The 11,847-nt window shown below is 50.7% G+C and carries 8 protein-coding genes and 2 tRNA genes; 6 read left to right on the top strand and 4 right to left on the bottom strand.

Features of this window, described 5'->3' with window-relative positions:
• Window positions 1–5 precede the first annotated feature (5 nt).
• Window positions 6–1,490: a capsule assembly Wzi family protein gene (locus tag VGN67_RS11910; protein ID WP_327487049.1), complete on the top strand. Its 1,485-nt coding sequence runs from the start codon at window positions 6–8 to the stop codon at window positions 1,488–1,490.
• 186 nt (window positions 1,491–1,676) lie between these two features.
• On the opposite strand, the gene VGN67_RS11905 is transcribed toward VGN67_RS11910, so the two are convergent.
• Window positions 1,677–2,078 (bottom strand): HIT family protein, encoded by a 402-nt coding sequence (locus VGN67_RS11905; protein ID WP_327487048.1) that lies wholly within the window; start codon window positions 2,076–2,078, stop codon window positions 1,677–1,679.
• A gap of 187 nt (window positions 2,079–2,265) precedes the next feature.
• On the opposite strand from VGN67_RS11905, the gene VGN67_RS11900 reads away from it, so the two are divergent.
• Together VGN67_RS11900 and VGN67_RS11895 are read left to right on the top strand one after the other, a co-directional pair.
• Window positions 2,266–2,949, top strand: coding sequence for a 3-keto-disaccharide hydrolase (locus tag VGN67_RS11900; RefSeq protein WP_414717310.1), 684 nt, complete (start codon window positions 2,266–2,268; stop codon window positions 2,947–2,949).
• A gap of 103 nt (window positions 2,950–3,052) precedes the next feature.
• A complete protein-coding gene (locus tag VGN67_RS11895) occupies window positions 3,053–3,931 on the top strand; it encodes a hydroxypyruvate isomerase family protein (protein WP_327487047.1) in 879 nt (292 codons plus the stop codon).
• Window positions 3,932–4,024: 93 nt separating this feature from the next.
• Here the strand turns inward: VGN67_RS11895 and VGN67_RS11890 are convergent, their stop codons facing one another.
• From VGN67_RS11890 to VGN67_RS11880, 3 genes are all read right to left on the bottom strand, one after another.
• Complete coding sequence (locus VGN67_RS11890; protein ID WP_327487046.1) at window positions 4,025–7,996, bottom strand: AAA domain-containing protein; 3,972 nt, start codon at window positions 7,994–7,996, stop codon at window positions 4,025–4,027.
• A 17-nt stretch (window positions 7,997–8,013) separates the two neighbouring features.
• Entirely contained in the window at window positions 8,014–9,096 is a 1,083-nt protein-coding gene (locus tag VGN67_RS11885) for a TerC/Alx family metal homeostasis membrane protein (protein ID WP_327487045.1), read from the bottom strand.
• A gap of 221 nt (window positions 9,097–9,317) precedes the next feature.
• Window positions 9,318–10,442 (bottom strand): type III polyketide synthase, encoded by a 1,125-nt coding sequence (locus VGN67_RS11880; protein ID WP_327487044.1) that lies wholly within the window; start codon window positions 10,440–10,442, stop codon window positions 9,318–9,320.
• 143 nt (window positions 10,443–10,585) lie between these two features.
• Between VGN67_RS11880 and VGN67_RS11875 the strand changes: the two genes are divergently transcribed.
• From VGN67_RS11875 to VGN67_RS11865, 3 genes are all read left to right on the top strand, one after another.
• A complete protein-coding gene (locus VGN67_RS11875; RefSeq protein WP_327487043.1) occupies window positions 10,586–11,458 on the top strand; it encodes a UbiA family prenyltransferase in 873 nt (290 codons plus the stop codon).
• A gap of 112 nt (window positions 11,459–11,570) precedes the next feature.
• Window positions 11,571–11,643 (top strand) — tRNA-Gly (locus VGN67_RS11870).
• Between the two features lie 70 nt (window positions 11,644–11,713).
• Window positions 11,714–11,799, top strand: a tRNA-Leu gene (locus VGN67_RS11865).
• Window positions 11,800–11,847: the final 48 nt, after the last annotated feature.

The following is an 11,847-nucleotide window of genomic DNA, read 5'->3' as shown; positions in this document are numbered from 1 at the left end:
AATGCATGTGTAGACGTTTTCTGTTGGTGTTCCTGCCGGGAATTTTGTTTTGCTTTAACCTGTCGGGCCAATCTCTGGATACTACTGCCCTCGGTGGAAAACAGGGCTGGATGGAAGTGAGCGGGTACTCCGCTACCGAGCCGAGGCTCCCCTTCTGGCTCCACAGTAATCAGTTTGGTATTGTACCGCGAACCGGTCCGGTCCTCAGTGTACGGGCAGGCATTGAAAAGCTCTGGAAACTATCAAAGAATAAAGGTACCGCTCCTGCCTGGAAGGCTGGGGTTGGGGTGGAAGCGGTGGGGAATCTGTCCCCGTCTCAGAAATCACAGGGATTACTCCCGCAGAGGTACGGGACGCTTGGCTTTGGGAACCTGGAATTGTGGGTGGGCAGGAGGAAGCAATTGGTGGGCTTGGCAGATAGTACCTTAGGTACGGGTTCTTATATTATGTCGGGGAATACGGTACCAATACCACGGGTTCAGCTGGGCTTGAGGAAATTTTCGGATGTACCCTTTACCAAAGGCTGGTTAGCAATACTGGGTTTTTACGCGGATGGGTGGTTTGAAAACAATCGTCCGGTAACGAGTGAATTAAAACTTCATCAGAAGCAACTGTACGGTCGGTTTGGTAAACCTGGTGGTGCCTGGAAGTTGTACGGTGGGTTTAATCATCAGGTACAGTGGGGCGGAAAATCATCCGCCCAAACGGTTGACGGACAAATGCCAAAGGGCTTCCAGAATTACCTGCGCGCCGTTACGGGTAGAAGATCATTGGGAAGACTGGATAGTACGGCGACAAACTTTGATAATACCAACCGGGTTGGAAACCACCTGGGAACAATTGATGCAGGACTCGAGTGGAATGGTACGTATACCAATGTATTTTTGTACCGGCAAAACTTGTATGAGGATGGCTCGCTCTACTACCTGACTAATGTAAAAGACGGGCTCAATGGAATACGCATTCGGTGGAATCAACCTTCCTTCCGGATGATTACCTTAAAAGAGGCGGTGGTAGAGTTGTTATACACCAAGAGTCAGGGGGGAGAAGACTTTATTATAGGTGTGGGCACAAAACGGGGAAAAGACAACTACTTCAACAATGCCCAGGTGGCGGACGGCTGGTCCTACTATGACCGTACTATTGGCACTCCCTTTATTCCGCCAACCACTGATACTTCGCCCCTTTGGCCCGCCTACGGATACACCAGCAATAACCGGGTAGCGGTGCTGCACCTGGGGCTTAGAGGTACTTTCATGCATAGGTACGAGTGGAGTACCAAACTCTCCTACTCCAGCAATGCAGGTACTTATGACTTGCCTTTTGAGCCCGCTCCCACACAGTTTTCGGGTATCCTGTCGGTACAACGGAAGGTAAATTGGTTAGGGCCAAACACAATCCTGAAAGGCTCCGTGGCAACGGATGTGGGAGAACTTTACCGCAACTCAACCGGCCTGATGCTCAGTATCCGGAAAGAAGGGCTTTTTTAAGTTCATGAGTTCTGGAGTTGATGAGTATATGAGTATATGAGTATATGAGTTGGCTATTTGGAATTTCAGCTGCTCGTTTAAAAAGGAACTGTTCCACTAATAGAGCTAATGACTGGTGACTCGTTTCCCTCCTGGCACCTCTAACCCCTCATCAACTCATAAACTTTAAACTCATGAACTGCCCACTCATAACTCCAAACTTACAAACTTCCTTATCCGCTCCGCGGTCTGCGCCAACTCCTCTGGCGACATTTTCAACTTTTTATTGAAGTTCATGTCATCCATGCTGTTGAGGGGTATCAGGTGGACGTGGGTGTGGGGTACTTCCAGACCAATAACACTTACTCCTATTCGTCGGCAGGGTACTGCCTGTTCCAGGGCGGGTGCCAGTTGTCGGGCGAAGCGCATCAGGCCCACGTACAGTTCCTCGTCCAGGTCAAAAATATAGTCAACTTCCTTTTTAGGAATAACCAGGGTATGACCGGGCGCTACCGGAAACACATCCAGAAAAGCCAGGAAATCATCGGTTTCGGCGATTTTGTGGCAGGGGATCTCGCCCGCTATTATTTTAGAAAAAATGGAAGCCATAGGGAGTTAATGAGTTAGGGAGTTGATGAGTTTATGAGGTACATTTCTCTGGCTCGTCCGCTTGTTTTCGCCGTAATTTTATACCTCTTCCTGACAAAGTAAAACAAAAATTAGCTTTTTAGCGGTAAATGAAATAGGTTTCGACGTTTTACTATAAAAACAGTTTATACCTACAATTATGAAAAAAATGTATGTGCTGGGAGCTATGCTGGTAGCTCTTATCGCCTTTCAACCGGCTGAATCTGTTGCTCAGAAAAAAGGCAAATGGGTATCCCTCTTCGACGGAAAATCGTTTGATGGCTGGAAAAAGTGGAAAGGTGGCGATATTTCCAAATGGAAAGTGGAAGATGGTGCCATGGTGCTGACCGAAAAAGGAGGTGGTGACCTGCTGACGGTAAATCAATACGACAACTTTGAACTGGAAATGGAATGGAAAATCAGCGAAGGAGGTAACAGCGGAGTGATGTACCACGTGCAGGAAGGCGAAAAGTACTGCTGCCCCTACTCGACCGGACCGGAAATTCAGGTACTCGACGATGCCAAGCACCCTGATTCGTTCGCGGGTAAGGAAGGTAACCACAAATCTGGGTCACTTTATGATATGCTCCCTCCCAACGACCTCAAGGCAGTAAAACCTGCCGGTGAGTGGAACAAAATGCGCCTCGTAATAAATAACGGCAAGGGCGAAAGCTGGTTGAATGGAAAAAAAGTAGTTGACTTTCCGACCAAAGGAGCCGAATGGGATGCCATGGTAGCCAAAAGCAAGTTTAAGACCTGGCAGGGCTTTGGTAACCAGGGCAAAGGCTCCATAGCGCTGCAGGACCACGGCGACAAAGTGTGGTACCGCAATATCCGAATCCGTGAATTGTAAAAACTTCACACTATAATTAGTCTTAAAAAGCAGTAGTGGCTTACTCGCGACTACTGCTTTTCAGGATTACTACGTAGTAAATAGTAGACTTAATTACCTGCTCATGAAATCGAATCGCCGGGAGGCTGTTAAAAAAATGGCCGGACTTGCCGTAGGTATGCCTGCGGCCGAATCGCTACGGGAACGTATGGAAGCTACTAATCAACTGCTTGGTGCCAATTTGAAAGGCCAAATCAATCATTCGGTTTGTCGCTGGTGCTACGGAAAAATTCCCTTTGAAGACCTTTGCAAAGCGGCTAAGGAAATTGGCCTTCAGTCTATTGAGCTGACGGGGCCGGAAGAGTGGCCCATTCAGAAAAAATACGGACTGGACTGCGCAATGCCCTGGGGTGCCAATAAAAACCTGTCCGATGGCTTCAATGACCCCAAGTACCACGACGAACTGGTAGCGAGCTACGAGGCGCACATACCCAAAGTGGCCGCCGCGGGTTATAAAAACCTGATTTGCTTCTCAGGCAACCGGCGGGGTATGAGCGATGAGCAAGGTTTGGAAAACAGTGTAAAAGGACTGCAGCGCCTGATGAAAACCGCCGAAAAGCATAAGGTAACGCTGGTCATGGAGCTGCTCAACAGCAAGGTAGACCACAAAGACTACATGTGCGACCACACCGCCTGGGGCGTTGAACTCGCCAAGCGCCTCGGTTCGGAGAATTTTAAGCTGCTCTACGATATTTACCACATGCAGATCATGGAGGGTGATGTAATTCGTACGTTGAAAAACAACATGCCGTACATTAATCACATCCATACCGGAGGCGTACCGGGCCGCAACGAGATTGACGAAACGCAGGAATTGTACTACCCTGCCATTATGCAGGCGCTCGTAGACCTGGGCTATAAGGGGTATGTGGGTCAGGAGTTTATCCCCAAGCGTGACCCCCTTACTTCTCTAAAACAAGGCGTGCAGATTTGTGATGTATAAACCGCTGTATGCTTTAAGCAGTAGGCTTTAGGTAAAAAAGCGGATGGAGCTGTTTGCTGCTCCATCCGCTTTTTCAATTTTAACAATTGTAATCTATAACTCCCTTACTCTTTCCCCCCTCCAGTACTCACGACTGTATAGACGGATAAAGGGCCAGTTTTTTTGTCGGAGAAGCATGGGCAGGTAAGCGTGGGGTTCTTTGGGGGAGGTACTTTGGTAATACAAATCGTCATCCGTCAGGATAAGCCCTTCGTACGTATTTCCGGACCGGATGGTCAGGTCCGCGAAAGGTAGTTCTTTAACCAGATTTGCCTTCTTCTGCGCCAGTTTATCTTTCAGCAGCCAGTCGTTGCGGTAGGTGTCCATTGGTAAGGGCTGGGGGCGGTAGTTACCTTCCGACACGTCAAGCGCGTACTGTAAATAAGCCTTCAAAAGTTTTGGCCCGGCGTTGGCCGTTTGGTCTACCTGAAGCTGGGAGGGCCACAGGCTGGTAACAATGTAGACCCGTTCACGGGCCCGGGTAACCGCGACGTTCAGCCGGTTTTCGCCGCCCTGGGTATTGAGGGTACCAAACTGCATAACCAGGCGGCCCCGAAGGTCGGGGGCGTAGCCTACCGAGAAAATAATCACGTCCCGCTCGTCGCCCTGTACATTTTCAATGTTTTTGACAAAAAGACCGGGAGCCGCTACTTTTTCCAGCTCAAACAGCTCCTGAATCAGCTGCTGCTGGTGGAAGTTAAACGTCACTACGCCTATACTCAGCCCGCTTGGGAGCAGGGTTTTTACCAATTGAAGTACCCGCTCGGCCTCCGCCACATTGGTGTTCTTTTCCCAGGTACCTTCTACCTTCAGGTACTCAATGCCCGGCTGGGCGTCGTTGACGTGCCGGAAGTCAGGCAGCAGGCGCAGGGTATTTTTATAAAAATGCTGATTCGAAAAATCAATCAGGTCCAGAGAGCGGCTTCGGTAATGGCCGGTCAACTGGTACTTGGACAACGACTGCGCCGCCAAATCGAGCAGGGACTCTACTTCCAGGGCTACGGGTACTTCTTCGTCCTCGGCGGCTTCTTCAAATCGAACCCGGTACAGGTCGCTGGGTGGGAGCTGCTTGCTGTCGCCAGTTACCACTATCTGTCGCCCCCGGTAAGCCGCGGGTAAGCCATACTCGGCGTAGCACTGCGAGGCTTCGTCGAATATAACCAGGTCAAACAGGTCTTTTTGCATCGGGAACATGGCCGAAACGGCCTCGGGCGAAGCCATCCAGCAGGGCACCAGCCGAAATACCTCTTCCGCATGCTCTTCGAGTAGTTTACGGATGGGCCACACCTTCCGCTTTTTTGTAACCTGGTGGTGTAGTTCCCGGTAGGTAACCCGGTTGCCCAGCCGGTTTTTTTCAACCTCCTCGTAGGTAGCCTCCCGCAGCTGAATATGGACGATGTCCCGGCTCAGGCTTTGCTTCTGCTGAATACTGGCCTGAAGCTGCTCTTCCCACTGCTGCATCCGAAGCGACGATACCGCCCGCAGGTCGGGGTACCTGGTTTCCAGATGCTCAATCCAGGCCAGTCGCAGACTATTGTCAAACAGGCTAATGACTTCCTCCGGCTGGAATTTTTCGGTAGCCATACTTTGCAAAAGTTGGGTAGTTACCGACTGCTCATCGGGTAGCATCTGCTCCCACAACCGGTCCATTTCTACCAGCGTATCAAAATCTACCCGGAGTTCCTCGCGGAGCTTTGCGGCAGTTGGATTCGGGGAAGTATAGAGCGCACTCAACTGGTGCGGCAACAGGTACACTTCCAGAGCGCTGGTAGCCTTTTCCCAGGCCTGTACCCAATCAATCAGGGTACTTATCAACTGAATAAACTCCTCTTTCTTTTGCCCTTGAATTGCCTGGGGCGTAAGTACCTCGCCCCAGTCCTTCAGGCGTAGGCGCACCGCCGCGTCCGCCGCTTTTTCACTCCTCCGGAAAAAAGTAGCATATTGTTTTTCAAACGAAAGCTGACCATCCAGGTACTGTTTATCAAAGCTGATTAACGGATTCTGCAGCCACTCTTCCAGCTGAAGGCGGTTCCGGACCAGCAGACTTAATTTTTCCAGGTCCTCCAGACGAGTACTTAGACCGTTTTGGGCCGCTACCCGCTTTATGGCCGCTTTTTCTTCTCCAAACCACTCCCACCACTGGCTACTGCCCCACGACTGCCGGGCTGTGACCGCTTTCATGAGGTGCCCCCGGAAGGCCGGAAGCTCAGCCGCCGACAGGGTACCTTCCAGGCCTTCCCAACCTTCCAGAGTAGTCATAATCTGCCGGACCAGCGCCAACCGTTTTACGGGCTGCTCAGTACCCTGGAGGTAGATTTGAAATAAGGTAAAGGTACTATCGTCGGGTAGCAAGTCCCGGACATCTTCGAGGCGCTCGAGTACTTCGTCCCGCCTCTGCGTAAACTCCGTTGAAAAAGTGGTCTGGGTCAGGGTGGTGAATTGTTGAGCCTTTTGTTCAAAAAAGAGCGGCCAATCCGTCAGGAGCTGCTCCAGGTTCCGCAGGTCACTCAGGCTGTACCCGGCAAAGGTCTTCCGCTGGTACCAGCCGTGCGTGGAGGGTACCTTCAGCGCGTAAGCCGCGTAGAGCCTCAGCCGACGACGAAAATCATCTGCCTGGTCCAGCCGAAAAGAGCGGTAGCAACGGGTACCTTCGGCATTTTTAAGTTCAATATGAGGTGCTTCCGGGTGGCTGGAAAGGTACAGTTCTTTTATCGCTACCCCACATTCCGACTCATCAAACAGGGCTTCCTTAAATTTTTCCAATTCCTCCACCACCTTATCAATCTGGCGGCTTTCCTTTGTAAACTGTCTTTCCAGTACTACCGCATCAAGGCTGTAATTCTGGGTGCGGTAGGCATCTACCTGTTCAATCTGAGTGGCCAGCTGGCGGTATAGTTCGGTGCGGTCGTTACGAAAATCATGAATAAGTGCGGCAAAAGGCCCCAACCCGACCGACTGCAGCCGCTGGAACACGACGTCCAGCGCTGCCCGTTTCTGACAAACCAGCAGTACCCGCTTGCCCTGCGCCGCAAAGTCAGCCATGAGGTTACAGATAAGCTGTGACTTACCCGTGCCTGGAGGCCCCTGCACCACTACCGACTCCCCCTTCTTCACCGCCCGAATTACCTTCTCCTGTGACACATCGGCCTGAAAAGGCGTCAGTACCTGCTCTTCCCGCAGTGGTGTTTCGGAAGTACCTGGCGGCTTAGGTCCGTCGGCGTAGGAAGATAATAAGGAAAAATCCAGTTCGTCCTCCTCCGAGGCTTCCAGCAAGACTTCATAGTCAGGTACCAGGTAAGAACCCGCCTGCGGAAATATCCCCAGCACCGCCTCCGGGTAAAGCTTAAGCTCTCCGGTTTTTTCCAAGGTCTGCAGATCGCTGCTCTTGAGGACCTCAAACGGCTGAATTTTATCTTCGAAAAGCTGCTGATTAAAATTGATCCGGAAAGGCGTTTCCTTTAACCACTCGTACAACTGTGTCCGGAACTCCAGCGCATCAGTCGGAAACTCGTCGAACGTTTTCTCCACCACCTCATCGGGCAGGGAGGTTTCGTTGAAGTAAGCGTAAGCCAGCGCAAAACTACGGTTGAGGGTAATTTCGGCGTCAGGCCGCCCAAACAGGCACCACTGCTCCTTGTCCATGCGCAGTGTAACCGGAAAGAAAAGCAGCGGCCCGTGGATAACCGTACCATCGGACAGCTTGCCCCGTACAAAAGGATAGCCCACGTACAGGTCGCGGGCTCCTCGTTCTTCTTCAATAAATCGTTCGGTTCGGCTTATTTTCCGCAACTTCCGGCTCCACTCATTGACCCGGTCGTAGCGGGGGTCCTGGACGTCGCAAAGTGGAATTCGGGCTTTGCGCTGAATAAGCTGCCGAACCAGCTCAAAAGATGACTTTCCCAATAGGAAATCACCATCGTGTATATCCACAAACTGTTCCCCCGGCAACCGCGTCAACACTAGTGATTTGTTTCTACTACTAAGGTTGGTCAGTCGTTTGAGGTACGCTTTGAGGATTTTATTCATTGCTCCGGTCTATTCTGTTATTGCGGCTCTTCGTTCGTAATCAGGCTTTCGGTTTCTTTATTTTTTTGCGGGAAAACCAGGGAGGCCAGTATACTGGTGGCTAATATGCCAAGTATAATATACAGGGAATATACTGTTTTAAAGCCCATTTCGTCCAGATAATGGTGGGCCAGCATTTTTCCACCGATAAACATGAGCAGGATTCCCAGCCCGTACTTAAGGAAGCGGAAAAGCCCCATAATGTTGCTCAGGAAGAAAAACATGGACCGCAGTCCCATAATGGCGAAAATATTGGAGAAGAAAACCACGTAAGGATCTTTAGTAACGGAAAACACCGCCGGTACCGAGTCAACGGCAAAGATCAGGTCCGTAAATTCAATGATAAGTACTACTACAAACAGGGGCGTAACCATCCACTTGCCCTGCTTTAGTATAAAGAAATGCTCCTTAACGTAACGTGGATAAACGGGTAAGTACTTAGCCGTAAAGCGTACTACCGGATGCTTGTTAGGCTCCATTTTTTCGTCTTCTCCTCCCTGAAAAAATATCTTTCCGCCCTGGTACACCAGTACGGCCCCAAAGATGTAGATAATCCACTCGAAGCGCTGCATGAGCGCCGAACCAGCAAAAATGAATATAAAGCGCATGACAATCGCTCCTAATACTCCCCAGAAAAGTACCTTCTTGAAGTACTTCTCGCGGACGCTGAAGGAGGCGAATATCAAAATTATTACAAAAATATTGTCGACCGAAAGGGCGTACTCGAGTAGGTAGCCGGTAATGAACTCGAGCGACATGTTGCGCCGGTATATCTCCAGACTTTCCTCAAAGTTGCCCGGGATAAGCTTCAGCTGCGGGGCGTACATATTCTTTACTGTCTCCAGCTGGGCGTAGTTTTCAATCCCGTGAATAAGGTCACCGTGCGTATTGATGATGACGTAAAAACCCAGCGCGAGGGCAATCCAGGCGATGGTCCAGGCAGCCGCTTCCCCAAACTTTACAACATGGTCTTTCTTATTGAAAACACCCAGGTCCAGCAGCAGCATGAAGCCAATCACAACAATAAAGCCGCCAAAAAACAAGACTTCGTTTGATATCATTTTAAAGAGTATTGCAGTAGAAAAAGTTGATTAAATTGTGTTTTCTAACCTTCATAAAGACGAAGGCGATGACAAAGTTCTCATTTTAGTAGTAGCTAAAAAATAAATTTTGATAAATGGCGTGCCAGAGCAAAAGGGCATAGCCCGAAAGGCCCTTGAAACCACCGGAAGCATGACTGATAAGGAGAGAAATAATGGTGGATAGCCACCCACCCCCGACGCTACGCGCCAACTACCCGCAGCAGAGCGGTTTCGGCCGTCAGGCCGGGTCCGAAAGCACTGGAGAAAATCCAGGAGCCGTCGGCTTTCCGGTTGGACTCCCAAAGCTTTTTCAGCACGAAAAGAATTGTGACTGATGACATGTTACCGTACTCCCGCAGTACCTCGTAGGCCGGAGCATTGTCGCAGGCACAGATACCCAGTACCTGTTCGATTACTTCCAGAATCCGGCGGCCTCCGGGATGAATCGCATACAGCTTTACCTCATCCCGACTGATTCCCTGCGCTTCCACCAACCTTTCCAGCACCGTATGAATACCCGTTTTCAGCACATCAGGTACCCGTGAGGTCAGCCGCATTTCAAATCCAAAGTCGCTGATGTGCCAGGCCATGTCGTCCTGCCCGTCGGGGAGTACTTCGCAGGCAAATTGGGCTAATTCCAGCGCAGGTACTCCCGGCTCCCGCTCCCCTTCCACCAGAATAGCCGCCGAGCCATCGGCAAAAAGGGCATTGGCCAGCAGGTGATCTTCTTCGTTTTTTTTCTGAAAATGAATGGTACACAACTCCGTACACACCACCAGTACCTTCGCGTCCGGGTCGGCCCGGACTATGGCTGCGGCGGCTTTCATGCCGTTAAAGGCCCCGTAGCACCCCATGAAGTTAATGGCTATGCGGTTGGTAGAGGTACGTAGCCCCAGCCGCTCAATCAGCTCAATATCCGGTCCGGGGGCGTACATACCCGTACAGCTTACCGTAATAAGGTGGGTTATGGATTGGGGAGGTACCTGGCGCTGACGCAGGCAATCCCGAATGGCTTTTTCGGCCAGAGGTACGGCGTGTTCCCGATAGAGCTGCATGCGGTGGCTTACCGTTGGGAAAGGTTCGAGATCGGGTGAGTTGGGGAAAAACGTAAAGCCGCCCCTCTGCTGTCCGTAGTCAGCCAGTACCGAATAACGCTGCTGAATGCGGGTACTACGGTAGAGCGCCCGCAGTCGGCGCTGGCCGGCTTCGTCGAGGTGAAGGGCGTTAGCCATAAACTCAGCAATACGCAACTGATCAAATTTATTGGGGGGGGTAGCTGTACCCACGGAGGTTATATAAGCAACTTGCTGAGTCCTATTGGTCACTTTCTATATTATTTTATGCAAAAAATTAGTAACTTGATAAAAAATACGTGCCATCATAACCTTTGGTTGAATCAGGATGTTTTTAACTGGTTCAGAATGTGTTCTTGCTTTTCTTAATCACTCTTTAAAAGAATCGCCTGCCTATGATCCGGAACGTCTTTCTACACCTGCGTATTCCGTTTTCGGTGTTTTTGCTTCCCGTGTACTTATTTGCACTAAGCCAGACGCCCACCCCCAACCTGCTGCTGACCTGGTGGTCGCTGGTTATTATCCATCTGCTCCTGTACCCGGCCAGCAACGCTTACAACAGCTACTACGACAAGGACGAAGGAAGTATCGGGCTTCTGGAAGTACCCCCGCCGGTTAGCGCTGAACTGTTATACACCGCCTGGCTGCTGGACATCCTGGCTATCTTTCTGGCCCTGTGGGCGGGCATGGGGTTACCGTTTGTTATGTACCTGCTTATTTATGGTACTATATCCAAGGCCTACAGCCATCCGTCGGTACGCCTGAAGAAGTACCCGCTGCTGAGCTGGTTTATTGTGGGTTTGTTTCAGGGCGCGCTAACCTACCTCGCTACGGTTCAGGTTATTGGTCAGGTACCGGTGGCGGATTTGCTACAGGGAAGGCATCTGGTACCCGCTCTGATCTGTACCTCTAACCTGTGGGCGGTGTACCCGCTTACCCAGGTGTACCAGCACGAGGAAGACGCCCGCCGGGGCGACCTCACCTTCAGCCGGATGGTAGGTATACCAGGTACCTTCCGGAACGCGGCTCTGTTTTTTTCGCTGTCATTTGCCGGATTTCTGTACTACTTCCTCACCTACGGCTCCGCCAATAGCCTGATTATACTGGTACTGTGCATGGGGCCGGTGCTGGCCTACTTTGGGTACTGGTGGAGGGTAGTACTTAAGAACCAGAAAGAGGCCAACTTCCGGCATACCATGCGTATGAATATTTTTGCGGGAATCGGACTGAATCTTTTTTTTGGATTACTGTGCCTGTACCCGTTCTGATTTACAGCCCCTTATTTTTAATTAGAAAAATACAGTAAAAAAATATAGGCTTACTACTTGCGTAAAATATCCAGAGCCTATACCTTTGCATCACCTTAATCAAAAAGGTCACGCAGAAGTAGCTCAGCTGGTAGAGCGCAACCTTGCCAAGGTTGAGGTCGCGAGTTCGAACCTCGTCTTCTGCTCAACAAAGGCAAGCACCGGAAACGGTGCTTTTCTTTTGCGATAGCATCGGACTTTTGTCCGTCATGTGAGGCCGGGGTGGTGGAATTGGTAGACACGCAGGACTTAAAATCCTGTGAGCCGAAACGCTCGTACGGGTTCGACCCCCGTCCCCGGTACCTGAGTCCCCTTCTAATAAGCTGTAAACCGGTTAATTAGAAGGGTTT

The sequence above is a fragment of the Telluribacter sp. genome, assembly GCF_035998675.1.
Classification (GTDB): domain Bacteria; phylum Bacteroidota; class Bacteroidia; order Cytophagales; family Spirosomataceae; genus Telluribacter.
This window is presented reverse-complemented; position numbering and strand designations above follow the sequence as displayed.